The 24,956-nt window shown below is 44.6% G+C and carries 31 protein-coding genes; 15 read left to right on the top strand and 16 right to left on the bottom strand.

What is annotated here, in order from left to right; all coding sequences use genetic code 11:
* The 7 genes from H6F44_RS04920 to H6F44_RS04950 all read right to left on the bottom strand — a co-directional run bounded on the left by H6F44_RS04920 (nt 1) and on the right by H6F44_RS04950 (nt 4,965).
* Nucleotides 1–603 carry a hypothetical protein gene (locus tag H6F44_RS04920; RefSeq protein WP_190349844.1) on the bottom strand — a complete coding sequence of 201 codons (603 nt, stop codon included), beginning with the start codon at nt 601–603 and terminating at the stop codon, nt 1–3.
* 117 nt (nt 604–720) lie between these two features.
* Nucleotides 721–1,107, bottom strand: coding sequence for an SH3 domain-containing protein (locus H6F44_RS04925; protein ID WP_242016443.1), 387 nt, complete (start codon nt 1,105–1,107; stop codon nt 721–723).
* Nucleotides 1,108–1,322: 215 nt separating this feature from the next.
* A complete protein-coding gene (locus H6F44_RS04930; RefSeq protein WP_190349845.1) occupies nt 1,323–1,784 on the bottom strand; it encodes a DUF6636 domain-containing protein in 462 nt (153 codons plus the stop codon).
* A 289-nt stretch (nt 1,785–2,073) separates the two neighbouring features.
* A complete protein-coding gene (locus H6F44_RS04935; RefSeq protein WP_190349846.1) occupies nt 2,074–2,448 on the bottom strand; it encodes a HEPN domain-containing protein in 375 nt (124 codons plus the stop codon).
* A complete protein-coding gene (locus tag H6F44_RS04940; protein WP_190349847.1) occupies nt 2,445–2,783 on the bottom strand; it encodes a nucleotidyltransferase domain-containing protein in 339 nt (112 codons plus the stop codon). The genes H6F44_RS04935 and H6F44_RS04940 overlap by 4 nt, the downstream gene beginning before the upstream one ends.
* Before the next feature lie 112 nt (nt 2,784–2,895).
* On the bottom strand, nt 2,896–3,282 hold the full coding sequence (locus tag H6F44_RS04945) for a hypothetical protein (protein WP_190349848.1): 387 nt from the start codon (nt 3,280–3,282) through the stop codon (nt 2,896–2,898).
* Nucleotides 3,283–3,378: 96 nt separating this feature from the next.
* On the bottom strand, nt 3,379–4,965 hold the full coding sequence (locus tag H6F44_RS04950; RefSeq protein ID WP_190349900.1) for a glucose-6-phosphate isomerase: 1,587 nt from the start codon (nt 4,963–4,965) through the stop codon (nt 3,379–3,381).
* A 322-nt stretch (nt 4,966–5,287) separates the two neighbouring features.
* Between H6F44_RS04950 and hpf the strand changes: the two genes are divergently transcribed.
* The 7 genes from hpf (at nt 5,288) to H6F44_RS04985 (ending at nt 11,422) form a co-directional block, all read left to right on the top strand.
* Complete coding sequence (hpf, locus tag H6F44_RS04955; RefSeq protein WP_190349849.1) at nt 5,288–5,863, top strand: ribosome hibernation-promoting factor, HPF/YfiA family; 576 nt, start codon at nt 5,288–5,290, stop codon at nt 5,861–5,863.
* A gap of 251 nt (nt 5,864–6,114) precedes the next feature.
* Nucleotides 6,115–6,504: a preQ(1) synthase gene (gene queF / locus H6F44_RS04960; protein WP_190349850.1), complete on the top strand. Its 390-nt coding sequence runs from the start codon at nt 6,115–6,117 to the stop codon at nt 6,502–6,504.
* A gap of 33 nt (nt 6,505–6,537) precedes the next feature.
* Nucleotides 6,538–6,972, top strand: coding sequence for an ExbD/TolR family protein (locus H6F44_RS04965; RefSeq protein WP_190349851.1), 435 nt, complete (start codon nt 6,538–6,540; stop codon nt 6,970–6,972).
* A gap of 35 nt (nt 6,973–7,007) precedes the next feature.
* On the top strand, nt 7,008–8,240 hold the full coding sequence (locus H6F44_RS04970) for a hypothetical protein (protein WP_190349852.1): 1,233 nt from the start codon (nt 7,008–7,010) through the stop codon (nt 8,238–8,240).
* A 581-nt stretch (nt 8,241–8,821) separates the two neighbouring features.
* Nucleotides 8,822–9,214 (top strand): AbrB family transcriptional regulator, encoded by a 393-nt coding sequence (locus H6F44_RS04975; RefSeq protein WP_190349853.1) that lies wholly within the window; start codon nt 8,822–8,824, stop codon nt 9,212–9,214.
* A 239-nt stretch (nt 9,215–9,453) separates the two neighbouring features.
* Entirely contained in the window at nt 9,454–10,245 is a 792-nt protein-coding gene (locus H6F44_RS04980; protein WP_190349901.1) for a TatD family hydrolase, read from the top strand.
* Nucleotides 10,246–10,264: 19 nt separating this feature from the next.
* A complete protein-coding gene (locus tag H6F44_RS04985; protein ID WP_190349854.1) occupies nt 10,265–11,422 on the top strand; it encodes a cysteine desulfurase family protein in 1,158 nt (385 codons plus the stop codon).
* A gap of 535 nt (nt 11,423–11,957) precedes the next feature.
* Here H6F44_RS04985 and H6F44_RS04990 read toward each other — a convergent pair.
* Together H6F44_RS04990 and H6F44_RS04995 are read right to left on the bottom strand one after the other, a co-directional pair.
* The gene (locus tag H6F44_RS04990) at nt 11,958–12,206 is read right to left on the bottom strand and encodes a hypothetical protein (RefSeq protein WP_242016444.1); all 249 of its coding nucleotides are present in this window, start codon (nt 12,204–12,206) and stop codon (nt 11,958–11,960) included.
* Between the two features lie 159 nt (nt 12,207–12,365).
* Nucleotides 12,366–12,755 carry a universal stress protein gene (locus tag H6F44_RS04995; RefSeq protein WP_190349855.1) on the bottom strand — a complete coding sequence of 130 codons (390 nt, stop codon included), beginning with the start codon at nt 12,753–12,755 and terminating at the stop codon, nt 12,366–12,368.
* Nucleotides 12,756–13,029: 274 nt separating this feature from the next.
* On the opposite strand from H6F44_RS04995, the gene H6F44_RS05000 reads away from it, so the two are divergent.
* The 3 genes from H6F44_RS05000 to H6F44_RS05010 all read left to right on the top strand — a co-directional run bounded on the left by H6F44_RS05000 (nt 13,030) and on the right by H6F44_RS05010 (nt 14,580).
* Nucleotides 13,030–13,422: a Rid family detoxifying hydrolase gene (locus H6F44_RS05000; protein ID WP_190349856.1), complete on the top strand. Its 393-nt coding sequence runs from the start codon at nt 13,030–13,032 to the stop codon at nt 13,420–13,422.
* A gap of 108 nt (nt 13,423–13,530) precedes the next feature.
* Entirely contained in the window at nt 13,531–13,659 is a 129-nt protein-coding gene (locus tag H6F44_RS23495) for a hypothetical protein (protein ID WP_277874105.1), read from the top strand.
* Between the two features lie 45 nt (nt 13,660–13,704).
* Entirely contained in the window at nt 13,705–14,580 is an 876-nt protein-coding gene (locus H6F44_RS05010; protein ID WP_190349858.1) for a M23 family metallopeptidase, read from the top strand.
* Nucleotide 14,581: 1 nt separating this feature from the next.
* On the opposite strand, the gene H6F44_RS23925 is transcribed toward H6F44_RS05010, so the two are convergent.
* A complete protein-coding gene (locus H6F44_RS23925; protein WP_199302000.1) occupies nt 14,582–14,878 on the bottom strand; it encodes an ISAzo13-like element transposase-related protein in 297 nt (98 codons plus the stop codon).
* 218 nt (nt 14,879–15,096) lie between these two features.
* Here H6F44_RS23925 and H6F44_RS05020 point away from each other — a divergent pair, with 218 nt between their 5' ends.
* Together H6F44_RS05020 and H6F44_RS05025 are read left to right on the top strand one after the other, a co-directional pair.
* Entirely contained in the window at nt 15,097–15,948 is an 852-nt protein-coding gene (locus H6F44_RS05020) for a M28 family peptidase (protein ID WP_190349859.1), read from the top strand.
* 53 nt (nt 15,949–16,001) lie between these two features.
* Nucleotides 16,002–16,358, top strand: a complete 357-nt coding sequence (locus H6F44_RS05025; RefSeq protein WP_190349860.1) for a DUF6464 family protein — start codon at nt 16,002–16,004, stop codon at nt 16,356–16,358.
* 4 nt (nt 16,359–16,362) lie between these two features.
* Here H6F44_RS05025 and H6F44_RS05030 read toward each other — a convergent pair whose 3' ends face one another.
* Nucleotides 16,363–17,748 (bottom strand): tetratricopeptide repeat protein, encoded by a 1,386-nt coding sequence (locus H6F44_RS05030; RefSeq protein ID WP_190349861.1) that lies wholly within the window; start codon nt 17,746–17,748, stop codon nt 16,363–16,365.
* Nucleotides 17,749–18,171: 423 nt separating this feature from the next.
* On the opposite strand from H6F44_RS05030, the gene rpsU reads away from it, so the two are divergent.
* Complete coding sequence (gene rpsU, locus H6F44_RS05035; protein ID WP_009628553.1) at nt 18,172–18,363, top strand: 30S ribosomal protein S21; 192 nt, start codon at nt 18,172–18,174, stop codon at nt 18,361–18,363.
* 38 nt (nt 18,364–18,401) lie between these two features.
* Here the strand turns inward: rpsU and bioU are convergent, their stop codons facing one another.
* Nucleotides 18,402–19,385 (bottom strand): (S)-8-amino-7-oxononanoate synthase BioU, encoded by a 984-nt coding sequence (bioU, locus tag H6F44_RS05040; protein WP_190349862.1) that lies wholly within the window; start codon nt 19,383–19,385, stop codon nt 18,402–18,404.
* Nucleotides 19,386–19,780: 395 nt separating this feature from the next.
* On the opposite strand from bioU, the gene H6F44_RS05045 reads away from it, so the two are divergent.
* Together H6F44_RS05045 and H6F44_RS05050 are read left to right on the top strand one after the other, a co-directional pair.
* Complete coding sequence (locus H6F44_RS05045; RefSeq protein ID WP_190349863.1) at nt 19,781–20,866, top strand: ABC transporter permease; 1,086 nt, start codon at nt 19,781–19,783, stop codon at nt 20,864–20,866.
* A gap of 85 nt (nt 20,867–20,951) precedes the next feature.
* The gene (locus tag H6F44_RS05050; protein ID WP_190349864.1) at nt 20,952–21,599 is read left to right on the top strand and encodes a rhomboid family intramembrane serine protease; all 648 of its coding nucleotides are present in this window, start codon (nt 20,952–20,954) and stop codon (nt 21,597–21,599) included.
* Nucleotides 21,600–21,658: 59 nt separating this feature from the next.
* On the opposite strand, the gene upp is transcribed toward H6F44_RS05050, so the two are convergent.
* The 4 genes from upp to H6F44_RS05070 all read right to left on the bottom strand — a co-directional run bounded on the left by upp (nt 21,659) and on the right by H6F44_RS05070 (nt 24,954).
* Nucleotides 21,659–22,309, bottom strand: a complete 651-nt coding sequence (gene upp, locus H6F44_RS05055; protein ID WP_190349865.1) for a uracil phosphoribosyltransferase — start codon at nt 22,307–22,309, stop codon at nt 21,659–21,661.
* Between the two features lie 116 nt (nt 22,310–22,425).
* Entirely contained in the window at nt 22,426–22,869 is a 444-nt protein-coding gene (locus H6F44_RS05060; protein ID WP_190349866.1) for an NfeD family protein, read from the bottom strand.
* A 13-nt stretch (nt 22,870–22,882) separates the two neighbouring features.
* Nucleotides 22,883–24,145 carry an MlaD family protein gene (locus H6F44_RS05065; protein ID WP_190349867.1) on the bottom strand — a complete coding sequence of 421 codons (1,263 nt, stop codon included), beginning with the start codon at nt 24,143–24,145 and terminating at the stop codon, nt 22,883–22,885.
* 5 nt (nt 24,146–24,150) lie between these two features.
* Nucleotides 24,151–24,954, bottom strand: coding sequence for an ABC transporter ATP-binding protein (locus H6F44_RS05070; protein WP_190349868.1), 804 nt, complete (start codon nt 24,952–24,954; stop codon nt 24,151–24,153).
* Between the last annotated feature and the right edge of the window lie 2 nt (nt 24,955–24,956).

Raw genomic sequence — 24,956 nt, forward strand, 5'->3', positions numbered from 1 at the left:
TTAGCGGAAAAATTCTAGGGACTGAGCAATTTTTATAAGCTCATTGGGAGTCATGAAAGCTGCTTTATTACAAGTAGTCGCGGATCTAGCCCGATTATCTATCGTGGTTCCCACAGAGTAGAAGGGTGACTTACCTGCGTAGGAAGTCCACACATTCTCATGTGGAGTATTGGCGATCGCTGCCGTCATCGGCTCACCGCTACCTGTACCAACATTGACATCCATCTTGCCCAAAATTTCGGAATTGAAATCGCGAGTGTAGCGACCACTAGGACCGCCAAGACCGCCGCCAGTCGCATTGACTGCAAAGCAATGATTTCGAGCATTGCCATATACGACTGTATACTGAGGACCAAAGCGACAGACCCCATTAGCATCTACTGACGAACCAACACGGCATGGCTCGGTTCTGACCGACACCACTCGAAAGCCTTGAGGGACATATTTGGGAATGGCAATGTTGATGCCAAGAGACTTTAGGGATCTTTGCTGACTGGCGCTGAGTAAACTAGGATTACTATTACTTTGAGAATAGACTGGAGCCGCAACAGCAGCAGTTAGGGTCAACAGGGAAAGTAGAGATAGACAAGTAGTAAATTTCATGGGTAAATTGGTGATTGTGTTCATTAGGAAAGCATTTAAGAATTACTTACTGTGGTCAAAAAACTGGCTGAATCCAGACCTAGACCATTTGCTGAATCCATATCAGGCTCCCATTCATCAAAAGGGGCTTTTCGTACTAGAGCATCTTTGATCAATTAAACGAGACGCAATCCAGCCTCTAGTTTGACTGGGCAGATACTCCACATAATCCCAATTCACCCCTTCACTGTCACTTTGACGCACGATGGGGGAATACCCGCTAATGCTGTAATACAGTTGGGCTACTCGTTGTCCTACTAAGACATAGCCAACGATCTCAGAATCAGATCCAGGAGCAGAGCGCATATTTACCCGTGATCCCTTTTCTTGACCAAGAATTTCAACAATGCAACGTCCTCGAAAAGCTCTCGGAGTATCGCTCTGAGCATTAGCGATCATCGTAAAATTAGGTGCAAACGAGATGAGAGGGGCAATGATTGCTGTCAGAATTTTAGTTGATTTCATAGGTTTGGACTTGGTTTTATGGATTTATCTTGATACTAATGACAGAAAAAGATTTACTTAGATTTAGGCAGAGTGTAAAAATAACTTAAGCAACTTGCTCATTAGACTTATTTTAGATATTGTTCATTTGCCATACCCAGTCTAATTTCAGATTTTCCATTGAAAAGGGTAGTTCTATCTCAAAATACTCAAGTTGTTTTTACAAAATGTCTTACTTAAAAAACCTTCCATTCTTCGCGATTTAAAAAGAAACCGTTGCCTCTTGGATTGGTGCAAGTCAGTCCATTGGTACGAGATTTGCAGATAAAGCCGCCTTTGCTCCAAGACTTGCCATACGCCAAGGTCTTGTAGTTCGGCGAAAATACGGTATCCCCTGCACAAGTTACAAATGGCTTACCAACTTTCAGCAAAGACAAACCATTACCCCAATCCAAATTACAGGATGCTGGCTGTGGTGGCATCGGGTTCAATTGGCTGACAATTTCACAACGCAGGCGATCGCCATAGATTACGCAGTAAATATTTTTACTAGGCATAATGAAACCGTTGCTACTAAAAGAATCCTCCGATGACTGGGCGATCGCAGGGGCATTTGCAGGCAATGCTTCAGCTTCAGGAGTTAGCAAGGGAACTAGAGAAGCGATCATCGCCAAAAATGGCAGGGTTAATACACGCATTCTTTACACTTTATTTATTTTTTGCTGTTAAGTCGAAAATATGCTGCAACGAAAACGACTAAAATCTTAGCAGACGATTATGGGTGTCGCAATAGATCGTCATCACGCTGTCGATAGACAATGCCGCTAATGTGGCGATCGCCGAAATGATGCTAACTGCTGCAAATTTCATGATTTCTGAGCCTTAAACGAATTTCACGGCTCGCATCATAACAGCGCTACCTAAATCTGATTGGTGATCACTATCACTAATATTTAGAGACAATTAGCCTTGTCTATGAAATTAGTCTTAGATTGCTAATATTTTTCTAACTTCAGCAATAAATGTCTTCGCATCGGCGATCGCCTGATCTGCCACCTCCTGATTTGCCACAAAGTCAGTCTCATAATCCCCTGACTGCCTAAGATCGTGAGTATCACCTAGCAATTTAGAAATGTCTGGAGCTAGACGACCTGTTTTGACAAAATGAAGATTAATCAGCTTAATCACCCCTCTATGGGTTGAGGTCTCGATACCTTCGGACAGTAGCAATGCTTGAGCTATGTAATACATTGCGTAGTAAGCACGAGATACACAGGGACGATAGAGATTGTTCTTATAAAGAAATTCTGCTGTATCCACATCTTCGGACGATAAAATCAATAGCCTACTCATCTCATTCATACTTTGATACCTTCGCGCTTAACTACTCTAATTAAGGAACTTGTCGAAGCTAAAAATTTTGATTTATTAGTTGGGATAATTGAAACTAATTCGCCATAGTCATTTAAAAATCGGTAACGAATATCAGACATTCGATAAATCTCTTCTGCCACATTCACAGGATCATTGAGAACTGCCATTACGTCAATATCCGAGTCAGGAGTCGCCTCGCCCCTTGCCTGAGAACCAAAGAGAATCATCGCAAACAGGCGATCGCCGTAGAGATTGACTAGACTAGCCTTTAGCTCCTTTAGTAGGATTGCCAACTGCTGCTGATTTTCTATAGTTTGCGGCATATGATTGTGATTTTGCTAGTAACACAGAATTTTAGTTGACTTCATAGATTTGGACTTTACCTCATGTATTTATCGCACGATCATTGCGAGTAGCAGCGAGTAGGAAAAAGATTTACAGATTTTGTGAGCGATCGCGACTGAGCCAAGGTAAGCCGACTGATTGATGGCGATAGAGGCGATACATCAAGTACATACAAAAGGCAAAATAGCCTGAACTCAGGGATGCCTTGACCAGTTCACCCACAACCTGCACCGATTCCCCCTCGGTGGGGACTCCGCCCATTGCGCCATAGGCGATCGCCCAAGTCAGCATCAGCGCGATCGCCACTTGACTAACATCGCGCACCTTACGGCTACTACGCTGCCTCACAAGGGCGATCGCCGCAGGTATTAGCCCAAATACAGGAATTAAACACAAGAACATCTGCACGCGCTCTTGGGCTGACTCGCGGGAAATAGTTTGATGGCGATCTTGAGGGCGCTTTATCTGCTTGCTCATTGAGGTCTACCGCATTATGTTATGACGCTTTGCGCTTAATTAAAACCTAGAGAAATTTCTGAAAGCATGGCAGAGTCATGCTTTCAAGAATCCTTCTTAAGCCACCAACATCAACTTCAATGATGCGGGTTTGGCTAGATCCCCTTCTAGAAGGAGTTTAGAATTGGCATGAAGATGGCGGGCGATCGCATAGAGAAACTCCACATCAGCAGGAGCATTGATTTTCGTAGCAACCTCCTCTAAGGATAGGGATATGGGCGAAGCTTTGAGAACGTCAACCAATTGCTTTTGCAGAGCTAAAATCTTTGCCCCTGCTTTTTTGCCAGCTTCTACCCCTGGTTGGTGATAGGCGTTGATATTGACCAGAGAAGCGTAGAAGCTCACTGCTCTTTCATAGAGGGCAATTAATGCGCCAACGGTCAATTCCGAAACAATGGGAATTGTCACCGTAATCGAGTCCCGTCCATTCTCATAAAGGGCGCTGCGAGTGCCTTGCAAGAAACCGAGCAAATAGTCCCCTGTAACGACTCCCTCTTCCATTTCAGGATGAGGTTTATCCGCATCTTGCAATACTTCAATAAATGTGGCAAAGAAATTGGGAACCCCTTCCCGCAATTGCTGCACATAGGCGTGTTGATCGGTTGATCCCTTATTGCCATAAACCGCAATCCCTTGATAAACAGTATTACCATCGAGATCTTTCTCTTTGCCAAGGGATTCCATTACTAGCTGTTGGAGATAACGGCTAAATAGGAGTAATCGATCTTTATAAGGCAGAATTACCATATCCTTTTCGCCCTTGCCATTACCTGCAAAGTACCAAGACATGGCTAGGAGGGCAGCAGGATTTTTGCGAATATCTTCAACACGGGTGGCGGCATCCATCAGGCTTGCCCCCTTGAGCATTTGCCGAATATCAATACCCTGCAATGCCGCAGGCAATAGCCCCACCGCCGATAATTCGGAGGTGCGCCCGCCGATCCAGTCATACATCGGGAAGGTGTTGAGCCAACCATTAGCGATCGCATATTTTTCTAAAGCACTGCCAACCCCAGTGATGGCGATCGCCTGCTTAGCAAAGTTCAGCCCCGCCGCCCCAAAGGCAAATTCCACTTCTTTCATGCCATTGGCAGCTTCGGGTGTACCACCAGATTTAGAGATCACTAGTACAAGCGTCGTACTGAGGCGATCGCCTAATAAGTCCAACACCAAATCAATACCATCGGGATCAGCATTATCAATAAAGCTAATTTTTAAAGGTACATCAGCCCTAGCAAAGCACTGAGCCACAAATTGCGGCCCTAGCGCCGATCCGCCAATACCTATCGAGAGAATATCCGTAAACTTGGGGGCAGATGGGGGATGAATGCCGCCCTCGTGAATTTGTTTCGTAAAATCTTCAATGCGATCGAGGGTCTTGGTAATATCTTCACGCAACTCGGCAGTAGGGGCAATTTCAGGCGATCGCAACCAATAATGTCCGACCATACGCTGTTCGTCAGGATTGGCGATCGCCCCAGCTTCGAGATCCTTCATGTCCGCAAAAGCCTTCGCAAATTTAGGCTCGATCTGGCTTACAAAGTCTGGTGTAAACCCAATCCGACTGATATCAACATATATACCTAGCTCTGCATGGTAATACAGCCAGTCTTGATAACGTTGCCATAGCTCCACAGCCGACATCATACAAACCTCACTTCATGGTATCTCATTTAGATTACAGCGCTTTGAGATCGGTTATAGCGATCGTTAATTACATTACAGCGCTTTGGGCTGAATTGAAACCAAGACAGGATTTTGAAGGTGCTGCTAAGCCGCGCTGGCAAAATTTCAGAGATAAGTTAAGTTGTTGTTAAGAAGTGCATCAAACCTTAACCAATGACACCAGCTAAGTGATAAGGTGATCCCATAGCTAAATCAGCTATTCGGCGCAGTGAGGTCATAAACAATATTGCCCGTTTTAGAATAATTCGCTGATTTAGGAATCAGAAGCGAGGACATGGATATGAAACTTGTAATTCAAGGCAAGAATATTGAGGTTACGGAAGCAATTCGCGAATATGTCGAGCAGAAAATTGACAAAGCGGTTAGCCACTTCCAAGCATTGACCACTGAAGTAGATGTACACCTATCGGTGGCGCGTAATCCTCGCATTGCCTCTAGCCAAGCGGCAGAGGTGACAGTATATGCCAATGGCTCAGTGATTCGGGCTGAGGAAAAGAGCGAGAATTTGTACGCAAGTATCGATCTAGTCGCTGACAAAATTGCTAGGAAATTGCGGAAATTTAAGGAGCGCAAGAGCGATCGCACTGCTGCTAAAACCAGCGTTGCGGTAGTTGAGCAACCACCGATCGCCATTCCCAACAGTAATCGCGTTGTCGAACTACCCACACAGGTAGTGCGAAACAAATATTTTGCCATGCCTGCAATGAATGTCGATGAAGCTCTAGAGCATTTGGAATTGATCGATCATGATTTTTATGTATTTCGTAATGCTGACACGGGGGAAATCAACGTTGTTTACGAACGCAATCACGGTGGCTATGGGGTGATCCAACCCCATGATGTCAAGAAGCACTAGCCCCAAGTAGTTGATTGACACAGATTCTTAAATCACAAAAAATAGAGTTAGTAACCCTAAGTGCTGCTAACTCTATTTTTTGCGTCTATTATAAAGATATATTATAGGCATTTAGTATTAAGTAAGCCTAAAAAAACAATATATGCGTCACCTGCTACCGCAGGTAGCCCATGTTCTGGTTTTAGATTTTAACTATATCCATAACCCTAAAAACAAACAAAAAGTAAATACAAAGTAAACAAAAAGCAAACATGACTGTTAAGTACGGCGAACAGGCGATCTCAGAAGCCACCCTGACCACATTTCCCAACCCTCGCATCGGTAGAGACTATACTGTGCAAATCACCTTGCCAGAATTTACCTGCAAATGTCCGTTTTCTGGCTATCCCGACTTCGCCACAATTTATATTACCTATACCCCAAATTTAGTCTTAGTCGAGCTCAAAGCGATCAAACTTTACATTAATAGTTACCGCGATCGCTTTATTTCCCATGAAGAAACAGTTAATCAAGTTCTGGATGATTTCGTTAAAGCAGGCGATCCGCTCCGAGTCAATGTCAAGGGAGACTTTAGCCCCCGTGGCAATGTGCATACAGTGGTAGAGGTAAACTACGTCAAGCCCCAAGCAACTATCTCGTAATCACTACGTCATGACCAAGAACGCTGTAAATTTATGAAAATACGCAAAAAGTATCAAACATCAAACAACGCCCAAATCGATTTAACTGCTTTGTTAGATGTGGTATTTTCAGTTTTGGCGTTTTTTATCCTCGTGTCGGCCGCATTAACTGTTCCTAGCAGCATTGGTGTGGATCTGCCCATTCGCGATCGCAACCCTCAAACAGGGAATACCGATGATGGCATTAAACCAGAAAATATATTTATGATTACGCTTAATAATTCTGGACAAATGTTAGCCGATGGCAAACCCATTACCAATCAAAAGCTAGAGCAGGACATTCGCAACTTTTTGTCGAGATCTGATCAAGGTGTAGTGGTATTAACTGCCGATAATACTGAGGTGTCTTACCAGATCGTAATTGAGCGTTTGGCACAGCTACGGGCGATCGCTGGTAATCGTGTAGCGATCGCCACATCCCGTTCTTAATTCTGACTAAGTTCACTAGTTCAGCAATCAAAACCATGAGCAACTCCTCACATCCATCTCTGTTGAACAAACTACCGAATAAGTCGATGCGTCAATTTGCTAATCAGTTTGGCAAATTGATGATCAAACACCCATTTTGGGTATTGGTAATTGGTTCGGTTGGGCTACACATTGCCTTTGCCCTCCTTGCTCCTAGTCCCCTCAAAAAAAGCGAAACCCCGCGCAATGAAAATATTCTCAAAAATACGCCCATTCCCCTCATCAAATTACCCACTAATCTGCCAGCTCCAAAGCTAAAAGGTGATAACCCACTCCTAAAAAATCTATTCATCAAGCCCCCTACTAATACCCAATCATCTAACCCAAAAAACACTTTAGAAAATCCTCTCACTTCCTTTGATGCCAATGAATTAGATGGATTTCCGCCCCTCTTGGGTGGAGAATTGCCTTTGGGCGTGCCACCCTTATTCAGTAATCCGATTACGCCGCCACAGTTTGTAAAACCACAGCCATTGTTTGCCAACATTCAAGCAGCATTAGGTCAAATTGATAACTCCAAGCCGCCTCAAAATTCCAATAACTTGCGATCGGAGCTAAAAAATGGACTAAGGCAGCAGTTTCCAGCCCAACCAACGCCATCGCCAACCCAAAATCCAAATTCATCTCCTGACAATAAAATTCCTCCCAGCAATCTTAAAAATACAGATTCTGTTGCTAATAGTAAACCCCCAGTAAACAAGGCTCCTGTAACTCGACCGACAACTAATGGCAATACTAGTGATCCTAGACCCACCAACGATAGTAACTCAGAGGACTCAACAAAAAACAACAGCCCTTCCACCAATACGACTAACACACCAATACCAGTTACAGGCACACAAATTCTTTCTTTCCTCGCCACCGATAGGCGTATTCAAAACTTAATCGATAATAATCGCCTAATTACAACCCAGATTGCACCTGAAGAAGCATTAATTCCCAACCCTGAGCAGAGTCGCGAGAAAGGCGTAGCATGGATTCCGCCTAAGGTAAAAAATGTTGCTGGTAAACGCGGGGTAATTTTGTATTACTGGATTGTTGCTCCTAGTGGCGAGATTCAACTAGCAGGTTATACTAGCGGCGATCGCGAACTGGTTGATGCTGATCAAGAATTAGTCAACATCGTATTAGATACAGTAAAAGACTATCGGTTTCAACCAGTAGTCGAGTCAAAGGCGGGGATGTATCGCCTAGTAACTGCCAGATATACCTTTCCTTATCCTTATTGACCTGATTGACTGTCAAGGATTTCAAACATGTTTGCCAGTCAATTTGTTTATTGACACAAGCTTAGTACCGCAAACTTTTGGAAAATCCTTGGAAAATCCTTGATAAATTCTTGGGAGATGTTGGCAAATTTTGGGATGCGCCGCATCCCAAAATTTCTTTGTGTTTTCAGTCATAGCAAAGGGCGACACAATGTGCTGAGTTGATTGGTAGTACAGAAATATTTTTGAAGGTGTTGCTCCGTGACGCTTTCAAAAATATTTCTGTGTTTTCAGTCAGCACAAAGCGCTGTAATATCAATTGACAACAGTGCTACTACACCCTTACCAATTGATAGCAGTCGTTAAAGATTAAGATGGCAACATCAAAAGTATTTCTAGAATATTTGTAAGACATTTGCCAACAAGCAATCAAAAATCATCAAAAAAAGCAATATCTTTTACTTATTTTGGTTTAATATATTTAAGACTGTATAACAATAAAAAAGTAATCTAATTAACTAAGATTTAGATTAAGAATTACAGATTTCTCTTTACTTGACAGAGAAAAACCAACCTCAAAACCTTCAAACTTTGATAAATCTATGATAGATAATGTGGCTACACCCTTAACAGGAAAGGCGCTCTTACAAAAGGCGAAAGAGCTAAGTAACCTACCCAAGCGCGAACAAGCTAAAAAATGTGGGTATTTTACTCGTGGCAAAGATGGCATTGATCGGGTGAATTTGACGGAATTTTATGAAGCACTGCTTGCATCTAGGGGATTTGCGATTAATCCAGATCAAAATAAAGATGGGCGCGGGCGGGAACCAACTTTCCGTGTAAGTGTGCATAAAAATGGTCAAATTGTCATTGGTTCGACCTATACACGCTCTATGGGGTTAAGTGAAGGGGATGAATTTGAAATCAAGTTGGGTTACAAACATATTCACCTGATCCAACTATCTAATGATGCTGATCATGAAGATGAGGACTAATAGATCTCTGTATTAATTTATAAGGAGAGCTTGATTATAGCCCTCCTTATAAATTGAGGATAAGCTAGAATTGCCTGACCGAGAAATCTACAAATAGTTGAAAACTGTTGTTTGGTTTAGTTGGTTTGTGTTTGGTTGCATTTTATCAAATATGTGGTTTTACTGAGATAGTGCCTGAGCCTTGACATTGAGCCTTGACATTGTTAATAGCCTAGTTAATAACCTAGATTTTTATGGCCATACAGCTAGTTGATACCCACGTCCATATTAATTTTCAAGATTTTCAAAATGACTTAACCTTAGTGCGCGATCGCTGGCTGGCAAATGGGATCACAAAATTGGTACATTCCTGCGTGACTCCTGATGAGTTTGAGCAAATTCAAGCGATCGCCGATCAATTTCCAGAGGTCAGCTTTGCGGTGGGGTTACATCCTTTGGATAAGCAATTGAATAATTCAGGATGGCAGCCCGAAATTGGCGACCGCATCAAGGAACTAGCGATTAGCGATCAGCGCGTGGTGGCGATCGGGGAAACAGGATTAGATTTCTTTAAATCTGACAGTAAAGAGGCGCAAATCGCTGCGTTTAAATCACAGTTACGCACCGCTAGGGCGCTGAATTTGCCCGTGATTATCCACTCGCGAGAGGCAGCGATCGCCACAAGGGAAGTATTACAATCCGTGAATCAGGAAGCACCAGCGCAACCCATACGCGGCGTGATGCACTGTTGGGCGGGTAATCCTGAAGAAACCCAATGGTTTATTGATTTGGGGATGTACATCAGTTTTAGTGGGGTGGTCACTTTCAAAAATGCCCATGACCTTCATGAGTCTGCCAAAATTGTGCCTAGCGATCGCCTATTAGTGGAAACCGACTGCCCCTTCTTAGCGCCAGTACCAAAACGTGGCAAGCGCAATGAACCCGCCTATGTACTGCACGTTGCTGAGGGTGTGGCAAAGCTGCGCGGTGAAGAGCTATCGAGTCTCGCGGCGCAAACCACCGACAATGCTTATAAATTGTTCAATCTCTAGAATGCTCTAGAATTTATCTATGCAAATTTATCTAGATCATGGTGCAACGACACCACCTCGCCCCGAAGTGATTGACACCATGACGGCGGTGATGCAGAGCCAATGGGGTAATCCCTCTAGTCTACATTGGTGGGGAGAGCGTTCGACTATGATCATTGAGCGATCGCGGTTGCAGGTCGCTAGTTTAATTAATGCCGATCCTGAAGGCATTATTTTTACATCGGGCGGTTCGGAATCGGACAATATGGCGATGATCGGCATTGCCCGTCAATACGCCCAACCGCAACATATGATTATCTCCGCAATTGAGCATTCGGCGGTACGGATACCAGCGCTATTTTTAGAACAAAATGGCTGGGCAATTACGCGATTGCCTGTTAATCAACAGGGACAGGTTAATCCAGAGGATCTAGCCAAATCAATCCGACCTAACACTGTCCTCGTATCAATTATCGCCGCACAAAATGAAATTGGCACGATTCAACCCATCGAAAAATTAGGACAGATTTGCCGCAATGCCAATGTCCTTTTTCATACAGATGCTGTCCAAGCGATCGGTAAACTGCCCATAGATGTGCAAGCGATGCCCATTGACTTACTATCAATCTCTGCCCACAAGTTTTATGGCACACAGGGGATTGGCGCTCTTTATTTAAATCCGATCGCGCACCAGCGATCGCCAGTTACCCTAATTCTCGGCGGCGGACAAGAGCGCGGCTATCGCTCTGGCACTGAGTCTGTGGCAGCGATCGCGGGTTTTGGCATTGCCGCCGAACTAGCAGAAAAGGAATTATATTCTGAGTCCATACGACTCACCCAACTGCGCGATCGCCTATTTACATTGCTTGCCGATATTCCAGAACTAGTCCCCACGGGCGCAACAGGCGGCGATCGCCTCCCCCATCACCTTAGTTTTTATCATCAAAACTACAACGGTCGGCAATTAGTACGCGAGTTAAACTATGCAGGTATTGGCATTAGTTCAGGTTCAGCCTGTAGTAGTGGGGCGATCGAGCCAAGCAGTACCCTCCTCGCGCTGGGCTATAGCGAAGATCAAGCTAAAAACAGTATTCGCATCACCCTAGGCAAATCCACCACCACCGTCGACATCGATTGGACAGCCCAAGCCATCCATCAAATTTTGCAACGTCTCGATTCCTGTCCAGCCAAGAATTAGCGATGTGTGACTTTGCCGCACACCGCTAATTCTTGAGTTAGAAGGGAGTAGCTTTAGGGCAAATCAAAATTTGTATTAACCCTAATTTGACATCCTCTCAGCGCTGAAGCGACTGAGATTCCTAAGACTCGCGACTTAGGTTTCTGTTTCTTCCCATTGCTGGGGTTTCGCAACCGCCTCTACCCTCAAGGAGTTTTTCGGTCTTATGTTCGCTCCACAGACTTCAGGCTTTAGCCTTCCCGCAAGCCCTGCGGTATTCAAGTTAATTTGGTGGCTAAAAGCTTGGTTATCGCTCTAAAGCAGTTGCTGATTATACCATAAAAAGACTAAAGGCAATAAATTGCCTCGCTCGTTTCCCTCTCAGTGCTTTAGCGCTGAGTTTCCCACTTACCGTATTATTTTTATGAGAATGGCTATAAAGGTCGGATATGATTGGCTTAGGGGAACCAGACTTATCCCAAGGGTGCAGATCTGAGTCTAATTCACAAAAATAAATTTCCTGATTACTAACCGCAAACAATTCTTCTGCACGGTTTTACGATTCACTAGACTGACCTGTTAGCCACCTATAGCCAGCCGCTCGAATTTCTCCCCAGTTAAGCAGAAAAATAACTGGCTCATTCAATAAATTTCTTAAGTCGGTAGGCAATTTCTCAACATTAGCTTGTATTTTTAAACCTTCGAGCCAATTCTGCACCCTTGACTCAAACTCAATCCCAGCCTGTCCTTTCCACTGAGGATCTGCTGGTGGCAATAGATCTAATGGTAATCGTGATTCTCCCACTACATATATTGCGAACCATCTGAGGTTGATTTCTAGTTTTAACCTCTACCACCAGCAAATATTCGCCATCAGGACTCTTAACTAAAATGTCAGCACCACTATCTTTTGGGGCTATGGGTGAGATTGTTTGCATAGGAAATACAAGTGTTAAACCCTAGATTAAGGAACCAGTAAAACGGGACAGGGTGAGAGATTGATTACTTTTTGGCTGACGCTGTGTTCTTCGGGATGTTCATCGGTGAGGCTGATGCCCCGCGAACCCATAATAATCAGATCGGCATTAATTTCATCGGCAAAATCACAAATTACAAAGGCGGCTTTACCTTCAGAGATTTGGGTTTTCGCCGCAATACCCACCTCTGCAAAGTATGCTTCCACCTCGCTGACCAATTCCTGACAAGATGGGCGATCGCTGCCGTTTGCTTCGGGGTCAATCACGGACAAGATATACAAAACCGCTTGATATTTTTGTACCAAGTCGATCGCTATAGCGACAGCTTGGCGGGTTTCTTGGCTTCTGTTTAGGGGAAACAAAACAGTCTTAAACATAATTCCTACCTAGCGTGACATGAGATATCAATGTCTATATTTTACGGATCTTTAGTACTCTCTGTGAGTAAAGCGATCAAGATTCTTTGCACTACGGTACTAAAATATTGATATAGCTGTCGCCAAATGTATTAGGACATGAAACCCAAGAATTGGCTGGTGACGCAGAGTATTGCTAGCCAATTCTTGGGTTTTGATTTGACCTAGGACGAATGACTATAGTTATACTGACATTCGCGATTTGGTATCACACATTAAGAGAATCAGTCAAAAAATGAGTCAAAAAGAAGTAATTTGTAGCGCTAATGCCCCTGAACCCGTTGGTCCTTATAATCAGGCGATCGCCGTGCCTGCAACTAGCAAGTTAATATTCATGGCGGGGCAGATCGCGATCGATCCTGCGGTCGGCAAAATTGTGGCAACCACAGTCGAAGCGCAGGCGGAACAGGTAATTAAGAATATTCAGGCGGTTTTGACTGAAGCAGGTGCAGATATTACCAATGTGATTAAAACCACTGTGTTTCTGGCGGATATGGCAGATTTCCCCAAGGTCAATGCCATTTACGGTAAGTATTTTCTTGCGCCGTTTCCTGCTCGCTCCACAGTGCAGGTAGCACGTCTGCCCCTTGATGCCCTTGTCGAAATTGAGTGCATTGTGGCGATCTAAAATTTCTCCGTATTACGCAAAACCTCAGATAGAAAATATGGATTTGATGGTTTGCAAGTTGTCCTTGACAACTTGCAAACTGCGATAGAAATTAATTTTGAGCCATTGATGTCTAATCCTCTTTTGGGAAGGATTTGGGCGATCGCTGGTCGATTGATTTTTGAGAAGACGATCGCTATATCCTGCTATACTTTTGCGAATCGTGGGACTTGGCGTTATGCTTGGATTACTAGGTAGCGATCGCTATCCTGACACCAAAAAACTACCTAAAAACAAAAATATATGGCTGTTCGTCCTTTGAAGTGGTGGCTCCTGATTGGTTTAACCTTATTTTCAGCGATCGCGGCAATGATGTTTGGTGTATCCCGTGCTGATGCCTTGCAGGTAATGCTCAAACCAAGTACACCGAAATTGGGCGATACAGTCTCAGTCTGGATTGCTAGTAAGTCGCAAAATTCGCCATCGGTGGAGATTTCGGGGCAGCAATATCCTGTATTTGCGATCGCGCCCAATCGTTGGCGAGCATTTATCCCCACTACCCCCTTAGATAAACCAGGAACGCGACAGGTAATAGTTAGTGCCGATGGACAACAGCAAACCCTAGCTATGCCCTTGGCAAGTCGTCAGTTTCCCACCCAAAGCCTCTGGATCGATGAATCAGGAGGAGGTTTAGAACCAACAGATTATGAATGGGATACCGTTTCTGCTTTCAAAAAGTTGGTGACACCGCAGAAGTTTTGGCAAGGTGCATTCCTCAGACCCAATGATGGCGAAATCACCACCATATTCGGGGTACAGCGTTATTACAATGGCGTTTTTGCCGAAGACTATTACCATCGCGGCGTTGACTATGCAGGAGCCTACGGTTCTCCCGTAATCTCCCCTGCCGATGGTTATGTGCGGCTAGTTGGCACGGTTGCACAAGGCTTTCGCTTGCATGGCAATACTGTCGGCGTTGATCATGGTCAAGGGGTATTAAGTATTTTCCTGCATCTCAGCAAAATCTATGTCAAGGATGGTGATTTTGTGAAAGCAGGTCAGGTAGTAGGCGCGTTAGGTTCCACTGGTGCTTCCACTGGACCACATTTGCATTGGGGGCTATATGTCAATGGTCAAGCTGTTGATCCTGTGCCTTGGCGCTACGAAAGTATTGAGTAAATTAGGGATAAGAAATAAATAACTTATGCATTGAGAGGAATGGCTCTATAGTTCCATTTAGGAAGATATTCGTCAAAAATAATTGATGCATTCCTTCACAGGCTCTGGTGACATGGGGCAATAGGCGATGTTCGATGGGATTGTATTTTGATGTATAGGGATGGTAATGCGCGATCCTAATTTCAATACCGATGTCTTTGGCAAATTTCTGTAAATCTTCCTTGAAGATGTAATAGTTTGCACTATTGCTGCCTCCACCATCACATAAAAATAAGATTGATGTAGCAAAGGCATACAGCCTGTTTAGCTATCAAGGGGTACAATTTTAGCCTGTAACGGTTGCGTGGCCTATTCTACTGTGTTCCATATTGCCTCACCAGGCTGTATGTTATTTATTTTTCATTCCTTAGGACTTATATTTACTATATTTGCTAATCGCAAAACAGAGATGTAACCGTCTAGATGTAATGATAAATACTCTCGATAAAATTTAGATTGGGAAGAACAGATTTAAAAATGCAGTTATTACAAACTCGCTTAACTGACTATCTCGAAAAACTGGTCATTGAACGCAATCCTTATTATTCGTCAGCAGGACATCTGTTTGCCCGTGAATATATCCGATCGCATTTTGCTAGATTTGGTGAAGTGATAACCCATGAGTTTGAAGTCAATGGCAATCAACACCAGAATTTGATTTTGCATATTCCCGCCAATTCACAACAGTTAGGAGGAAAGAGGCGATCGCCGATTATCATTGGCGCACATTACGATACGGTAGCAGGTTGTGTGGGAGCCGATGATAATGCTTCTGGATTGTCTGTCCTGCTCGAACTCGCCGCCCATCTATCGGCAAATCCGATCAACTATCCTGTTCAATTGATTGCCTTTGATATGGAAGAATTTGGACTGTGTGGTAGTGCGGCCTATGCCCATAAACTGAAATCTGAGGGGCAGAGATTACGGCTCATGATTTCCTTGGAAATGTTGGGCTATTGTGATCGCACACCCTATTCACAGCAATATCCCAGGGGTTTAGATAGGTTCTATCCCAATACTGGCGATTTTATTGCTTTGATTGGCAGTATTCCCACAATTCCCGAATTACTACATTTTCAACGCCACATGAAGCCGAGCGTAGCCTGTGAGTGGCTACCCGCAGGTTGGCGCGGCTTGGCGATTCCTGATACCCGCCGCAGTGATCATGCACCTTTTTGGGATGAGGGTTACAAAGCGCTAATGATTACTGATACTGCGAATATGCGAAACCCGCACTATCATAAAAGTAGCGATCGCTTAGAAACCTTAGACTTAGAGTTTCTTGCCCATGTATGTCATGGCTTAATCTTGGGTTTGGCGAAGCTCTAGAAACCGCCCCAAAGAACTTTACACTATCTGTACCATTGGCTAGCAAATTTTAAATGGAAATATCCGCCATACCAACGGAGGTACTGACCCTCAATCCTGATCGCCTCTTAGCGAAACTATACTTAGACTGGATGCCACAACCAGGCAACTATATCGATGTGGAAGGCAACACTTATACCATCCTAGAACGCCGTCATAGATATCAGTTTCGCCGTGGTAAATATAATTTATTTAGAATCTTGGTCTATGTGCAGCCTGCACCAGCCAACTTAGAACGCAGCATAATCGATGGGCGTTGGGTAATTGGCGATGTGAAATGTCTCTATAACGCTCATTCAGAGATATTGCGTTGTGCCGTTAATCCTGATGGTCCCTGTCGGGACTGCCGCTTTTGGGAAAGCGTTGTATAACTGGCTATTGCCGATCGCTTTCCAAATCAAAAATCACCTTTTGCCAATACCAAACTTCGGGCATATTTGGATGTTCTTGCTTGGCAATATCAATCAAACGCTGGGCGATCGCCATATTGCCACCAACGAGGGCTAAGAGTGTTTGTTGTAGTTCTAAACTGGGCATTTTTACCAAATCCACAGCAGCAGCAGCCTCTGTCTGTTTACGTCTGTCAGATTGCGACTGTTTGGCTAATTCTGATCGCCAGAGATTGACCCGATCAATGGCATAACGGTAAAGTTCCATTTTGGCGCGATTAAACCAAATATTGGCAGCAGTTTGATAGTCAGCGATCGCCCCCTCCAAGTCGCCAAAGTCATATCTAGCATCAGCGCGATCGCCATATAGTTTGGGGGTATCCGCATCTGCATCTTTAATCAGCGAGATCGCCCGTGACAAGTCTTCAATGGCAGAGCGATAATCCTTGAGTTTTAGCCTAGCCCTAGCTCGAAATTCATAAATTCGGTAACTATTTGGATATTCACGCGCCAGCTCATCAAAATCAGCAATTGCGCCTTGAGCATCACCGATCTCAGAGCGAATTGTGCCGCGCCCAATGCGTACCTCCAGATTGTGTGGTTCTAAAAACAGGGCTTGATTGAGATCTTTGATTGCTTGTTGCGGGTCGCCCAATTTGGCTAGGGTTAGACCACGCAAGCAATAGGCTTGGACATTTTTAGGCTCAACTTTGAGTAACCAATTGAGATCACTAAGGGCATCAGCATAGTCACTTTTATCAATTTTTTGCTGCACAATTGCCAAAACATCGCTGATCGAAGGTGGCAAACTTGCCTCCAAAGCTTTGTAATTTTCAATGCAACTACGGCAATTTACTTCATCGCGCAATTCTATAAATAAATTAGCTGCCTGTTTGTAAGCTGCGATCGCCTGCTCAATTTGATTTTGTTTCTTACAAATCAAGCCTAATAACTGATAGGCGGTTGCTGACTTAGGTGCAAATTTTAACGCCTGAACAATATCCGTTTGGGCAGCAATAATATCGGCGATCGCGATTTTGGCAATGCTACGAGCAATATAAACTTCGGGAGCCTCTGGACTGAAGATTAGGGCTTGATCGTAGTCAGCGATCGCCCCCTGTTGATCGCCAAGATCGTATAGCAATAAGCCTCTTTGGTAATAGGCCGCAGGTAGCTGAGGCTGTGACGCGATCGCCGCACTAAAAACCTGCACAGCACCATAGCGATCGCCTGCTTTTACCTTAGCTAGCCCCTGATTATAAAATTCCAGATAAATTTTGACATCCCCCCTACCTTGATCATCGAAATTGGCTAAATTGTCAGATAGCGAATCATCGGGAGTAAAGTTAGAGGAAGCAAGTTCTTCAATCATATTCAACCGTATTATTCAACTTTATTTTAACTTTATTTTAACTTTATTTTACAGGCTCCTGTCTGGGCATCTGCAACCAAAATTTATCTCCCGTAAGGCAATCGTTAGGGAATGTCGTAACTTCAACCTCAATAAAATTTTGCTGCTAAAATTAGATAATTAGTAGATAATCAGTAGATTATTATAACCACATCTGCTTTTAGATCCTTCTGTAAGGAAGGTTACGTCTTTCCAAAAAATCATGCCATGACGGAAACCATTTCCATTATTATTCTTTATTTCCCAAAAGGTCTAATTTAAAAATTCACATATCAGCTTTACAAATACAGCGTAAATTTGCTAACCTAGTAGATCGCCGCCTAAATCATAGATGCGCTCAAAATACAGCATAATTAAGAACAACACTTTGCTACCCAAATAAGCATGACTCAAATAATCGTTGGTGAAAATGAAGGGATTGAATCGGCATTACGTCGATTTAAGAAAAAAATCCAAAAAGCTGGTTTACTAGCAGATATCCGTCGCTGTCAGTATCACGAAACCGCAGGTGAAAAACGTAAGCGCAAGGCTGAAAATGCTAAGCGGCGTGGACGTTTCCGCCGCCGCGATGTGTAAATAAAAAAGGGATGTGCTTTGCATATCCCTTTTTTTGTTTAGCGCACAAACGCTGGCATAACTTCGGCGGCGGTCATCAATCCATAGATACCACGTTCATGAAATTGTTTACCTGATTTGAGATAGCCAAAGGCGGGTCCACAGACATTTGCTGCCATACTGGTTTCATCGCCAAGGGTGAAGGTATGGGTGGAGATTTTGCCCTCAAAGGTGCGCCCTGTTAGTTTCATGTTGGTGCTGAGAGGCTTTTTAGGATTGCGGGTATCAACTACGCCCCCAACAGTGACACGATCGCGATCGCAGATCCCAACCCGTTCGAGCATGATGTCATCGGCATGTTCCATGTTTTCGAGAGTAATTAAACCGTTGGTCTTTTCTAGCAATGCTTCCACCTCAGCATCAGTCATAGCTTGGGCGATATCCACACTATAACCAGACATATGGGCAATGTCTTCGCGGATAGTGGCACGGTAAGCATTCCAGTTGGCAATGCCCACACCGAAAGTGATCTCGACCCGATGGACTTCAGCAAAGCTTTGGGCGGCGATCGCGGCGGCGGCGGTCAATAGTCCGGGGGTTGCGCCACAGCCCGACATATAGGTAATGCCTGCGGCGGTGAGTTCGGGGGCAAGGGCGATCATCTGCTCAACGGCGCTGGTGCGCTTGATCGCATCGACTAGCACGCCCTGCCAACCTGACGAGATGAATTGCTTGGCAACACTTGCCATGAAGGTATTGGGCAGGTTGGGCAATGCTAAGAAATAGCCATCGACATCTTGGGCGGTGGCGATCGCCTCAGCAATACTTTCTTGACTCAAACGCCCCGCATTTGCGAGATAGCCCAATGAGCCTTGGTTCTGATAGGTGGCGATCGCCTCATTAGCATTGAGTCCTTGAGGGGCATAGGCAAAACCTTCTTTATCTGCCGCCACGACCAATTGCATTTCCTGCTTAGCGCTAAGTAGCTTAGCGGCGGCCTGTCCTAAGCCACCAAATCCTAAAATTCCAATTTTTAATGTCATTAAATTTAACTGCGTTTATTGTGATATTAAGTAAAAGCTGAAGATACAAAGTCTAAGATCCCCGACTTTTTCTTTGCAATCATAGATCAGTTCTGCTAGTCACACATAAAGTCTGAGATCTGGGGTAGCGATTGCAGGAACTAAGATAATGGTCAGGTTGAGCCGATGAAATCGTTGAAGACTTAATGTATCGTCTGGAAAGCATTCTTCCCTTAGTTATTGATGAAATTGAAGAGGAGATAAACCTATTTGAGAGGTTCAGCAATTTTTATGGATATACGTTCTATGTGCTACAAGTAAGGCAGTGATTAGATTTGTTACATTCTGCCCTCAATAATTGACCTGCATCGCTGCTGCAACCCTGATTACCCCTAATAAACTTGCCAACAAAGTCTATGACAACCAATCAACAGCCAAATTCTGGACAGCCCTCGCCTAATTTTCCTGTCAATATACCACCCAACTCTCCTCAAAAGACCTCTTGGGGGCGCTGGCTCATCAATGATTGGACGATGTTTGTATTGAAGCGATTGGGGCAGTCGGTGGTAGTGATTTTGGGTGTATCGATCCTCAGCTTTTTTGCAATTACCAAGTCACCTGGCAACTGTTTTGCCGAGCTTCGCAATAATCCTAGTACCCCCAAACAAACGATCGCCCAATTAGAAAAGCAACTCAATTACGATAAGCCTGAAGTGGTGCAGTATTTGCTATGGTTGCAAAATACCCTCAGTGGCAATCTGGGCGTGCGTTGCCAAGGGCTAGCCCCCGTAACCCCCTTGATTGTAGAACGGGCGGGTAATACGCTAATTATGTCGATCGCCTCATTATTAACGACATGGCTAATCGCTATTCCTTTGGGTGTCTATAGCGCCGTTAAGCAAAATACATGGAGCGATCGCCTCATTCAAATTGTCAGCTATGGCACACAGGGATTTCCTAGTTTTGTGTTGGCGATTTTGTTACTAATGTTGGCGCAAAATACGGGCTGGTTTCCTGTGGGGGGCATGACCAGTATCGATTTTGCTGAACTTTCCCCCTTGGGACAGTTTTTTGATATTAGCCGCCATCTGATTTTGCCGACCCTCACCCTCACTCTCGTTAGCTTTGCAGGCTTGCAAAGAATCATGCGGGGCAGCCTTTTAGATGTATTGCGCCAAGACTATATCAAAACTGCCCGTGCTAAAGGTTTACCCGAAAGCCAAGTAATTTATGTCCATGCCCTCCGCAATGCCATTAATCCCTTGGTGACATTGCTAGGATTTGAGTTTGGGGGCTTGTTAGGTGGCGCATTTGTAACCGAATTCTTTTTTAACTGGCCAGGTCTAGGCAAATTGTTACTAGATGCTACGAGGGAGAAGGATACTAATTTGGTGATGGCGGGGCTAATGTTGGGTACGGTGATGTTGGTAATCGGCAATTTAATTGGTGATATTTTGCTCAAGGCTGTTGACCCCCGCATTAAGCTCGATGATATGGAATAGTTACAGCGCGTTGCGCTTAAACCAAAATCAAGATATTTTTTAAGTTGTTGCCTTGCGACAGTTTGAAAAATATCTTGAGGTTTCTATGTTCCCTTTGCATGACGACAATCCGACTCAAGATACTTCTGTCGTTGTCTATGCTTTGATTGTGATCAACATCTTGATCTTTGGCTATCAAATGAGTTTGGCAAATTATCAGCTTGACGAATGGTTGCGGGCTTGGGCGATCATTCCCAGAGAGTTGACCACCAATTCAGTTAAGGAACTAATTACGGTTTTTTCTTCCCAGTTTCTCCATGCGGGCATTCTCCACTTAGCAGGAAATATGTGGTTCCTCTATCTATTTGGTAACAATATTGAGGATTTATTAGGGCGCTGGAAATTTATTATTTTCTATTTATCTTGTGGTGCAGTGGCAGCGATCGTGCAGGTGATGACTGCTCCGATGTCGGCTGTGCCGATGGTGGGAGCTAGTGGGGCTATTTCTGGAGTGATGGGCGCATACATGGTGAAATATCCCCGTGCAAGGATATCTAGTCTGGTATTTTTTGGCTTCTTTGTGACGATTATTCCGATTCCTGCGGTGGTATTTTTGGGGCTATGGATTGCGGGACAAACAATTTATGCGGCAATGACGAATCCTAACCTGCCTGGTGTGGCTTATCTTGCCCATGTGAGCGGCTTTGTGATGGGCGCGATCGCGATCGCGATCCTTGCTAAAGCCAAAAGATAGAGACAGGCTAAATGATCGCTCACAACGTCCCATCCTCAATCATTAAATTTTGGGCTTTGTTAAGTACCAAAAGAGCGATCGCCAGCATCGCCCAGTCCTGGCACAATCCAACCCTTCTCATTCACCACTTCATCTATGCAGGCAGAATAGATCTGCACCGTGGGAAATTTTTGATTAATTAATTGCAAAGCAGGGGGCGCACAAAGAGCATTGATAATTCTGATCTTGCCAAGATCTGCCCCGCGATCGCTTAATAATTGCAGGGTGGTCATAATCGAGCCGCCCGTTGCCATCATCGGCTCCACGATCAAAATCAGCATTTGCGGATCGAACTGATGAGGTAAGCGATCTAGATAGCAACTCGCTTGCAGGGTTTCTTCATTACGCACTAGCCCTAAATGAAAGACATGGGCGGCGGGTAAAACCGATTGGCAGCCCTCCAACATCGCCAATCCTGCACGTAAAATCGGTACAAATGCGATCGGAATTTCTTGATCGATGACCTGACCTGCGGCGGTTGCCAAGGGCGTTTCCACATTCACCGCTTGCACTGGCAATAATTCTCGCACTGCTTCGTAGGTTAGCCATTTGCCCATTTCCTGCATCGCCGTGCGGAAAAGAGGTACTGGAGTATGTTGTTCTCTGGCGATGGTGAGCCAATGGCGGATCAGCGGATGGGGTGGTACATAAATTCGCAGTTGAGATGCCATTAGTTTGTTGAATATGGGTTAGGGAAATCAGCTTTCTGTAGCCGCTACGTGACTAGCAAAATCAATGTTACCTTATACCAAAACTAAAAATGTAGTCACATCTTTGTGAATTGTTATCAGACAAGGCGCTGCTCTAGCCAGCTTTCAGGAACAACAATCAGCGTAGTCCCTTGGCGACGCAAAATGATTACCTTTTGCTGTGGCGCGATCGCCAAGTTAGGATCATCACATATCGCTCGCCAAGATACACCCTCATGTTGCACCCGCCCCGCCTTACCTGCGGGTATCTCCGTGAGGGTGACACCCTGCCCAGACTCTTGGAGCTTGGCGGAATCTTTGGGAATAAAGCGGCGTGAAACAAAGGCAAAAATTAGGGCGATCGCCATCCAGATCGCGATCAAAAGTTCGGGTATGGGCAGAATCAGAGCGATCACCGCCACTAACAAAGCGGCTAAGCCCATTGCCCCTGCGATCAAAAATGTTGGTAATGGTACTAAAAGCTCAATCACACAGAGGGCGACACCGATGATCAACCAAACTTGGCTAGGCAATAAATTCATGGATTGCTACAGCCTATTTACTGACGATACTACTGGCGGGTTTAGGACTATTGATTTTAACTTTCCCATTGACATCTGAGCTGTCTTTAGGCGATTTAGCGGCTCCGCCAACGGATTTATTACGGGCAATTTCAGCAATGGGCTTGAAGCGATCACCGCCTGATTCTACCGCCAAGGCACTAGGGTTTGAGGTGCGTATGGGAGCATCTAAGTTAGGGGCGTTTGAGAGCAATCCGCCCAACCCATTGATCAAATTGCGAATATTACTACGCAATTGTGGATCGCCCGTGAGTTCATCAAGATCCGCCGTGATTTTCTTGGCATTAGCAAAGGTGGCTCTTGCAGAATCAAGGGTTTCTCTTAATGAGGCGATCGTGGCAGGATCATTAATATCGCCCGATAGCTTGCGTAGATTTGCCGAAGTTTCCGCCGCATTTGCTGATAATGTCTGAAGATTTGCTATAAATTTACCATCGCTAAGCAGAGGTTTGGCACTTGCCAACAGTGCTTGGGCTTCCCTTGATGTGGCGGCAATACCATCAAGGGTTTGTGCCAATTTTTCGCGATTTACCTCAATTAGATCCTGAGCGCTAGTCGCAACATCACCAACCTTAACCGCCGCGCCGCTAATCGCATCAGCAGTATCACCAAACTTCACCACCTGGCTTTCAAACGTACCAACGGCACGATTAGCCGAATCTGTCAGCTTTTGAATGCTTTTAGCGGTACTTTGAGCCGCAATGAGGGTATCATTGAGGTTATCAATTAAATTTTGATCATTGATCTTGCGTAATGCTGCGCTACTGTCTTTGAGTAAAGCGATAAAGCTAACCCCCCTGATTCCCTCGATTTCGCCGCCCTGACAAATAATCAATTGACTATTACAATCCCTGGCTAGAGGATTAAGATCAGCGCTCAGTTCTAATTTTTGCGATGGCGGAAAAATATCAATATTGGTGTTACCTAAAAAACCACTTTGATTAGTTTCCGCAATCGAGCTTTTAGGAATTATAAGATTAGGGTTTTCGATGCTAACTATGGCTTCGGCATGGTCAGCACTAGCAACTAGATTGGTGATCCGCCCCACTTCAACACCGCGAAATCTAACCACCGAGCCTGTATTCAGCCCACTGGCATCAGGCAATTTAATCTTAAATGTAAATTTAGAATTGTTAATCTGTACGCCGCGCAGCCATAGTAATGCGCCACCGATTGCCGCAATACCGCCAATTATAAATAAGCCAAGCGCACCATCCTTTAGGGTTTTTCGCTGCACAAGCCTCATACCTCCTTAGTTAAAAGTTGAATCGGACCCTCGATACTGCCACTAAAAAATTGTTTCACATAAGGGTTATCTGCTTGATCAATTGTACTCACCTTTCCTGCATAGCGCACCAATCCACGATACAGAACAATCAAGCGATCGGCGGTGCGGCGGATGGTGCTGTCTTGATGGGTGACAACGATATAACTGTCACAAACATCCTGCTGTCGGAGCGATCGCATCAAATCTTCGATGATTGTAGAAGCTACGGGATCAAGTCCTGCTGTGGGTTCATCGTATAGCAAAATCTTCTTAGTCACACTCTTGACCGTGGGATCATCCATAATCGCCCTCGCAAAACTGACCCGCTTTCGCATACCTCCCGATAGTTCACTAGGATAGCGATCACTAATATTTTCTAAACCCACCATTGTCAGCTTCTGCTCCACCTGCTGATAAATCTCGCGCCGCGATAGTCGAGAATGCTCAAACAGGGAAAAACCCACATTTTCAGCAACAGTCAGAGAGTCAAAGAGAGCCGCGTTCTGAAAAACCATACCAATGCTAACTCCATGACTATCCTCTTGAATCTCTTCTGTGGATACGCGGTTGCCATTGATATACAATTGCCCCGCATCAGGGGCAATCAACCCACAGATTAATCGTAAAATCGTGGACTTACCTGTCCCCGAAGGCCCTATCACAGCGATCGCTTCGCCACTATGCACCGATAGGTCAACACCATTTAGTACCTTATTTTCACCAAAGCTTTTTTGAACTCCGCGCAGCTCAAGTAGTGGTGCAACCGCAGTTTCTACCATAG

The organism is Pseudanabaena cinerea FACHB-1277, assembly GCF_014696345.1.
GTDB lineage: Bacteria > Cyanobacteriota > Cyanobacteriia > Pseudanabaenales > Pseudanabaenaceae > Pseudanabaena > Pseudanabaena cinerea.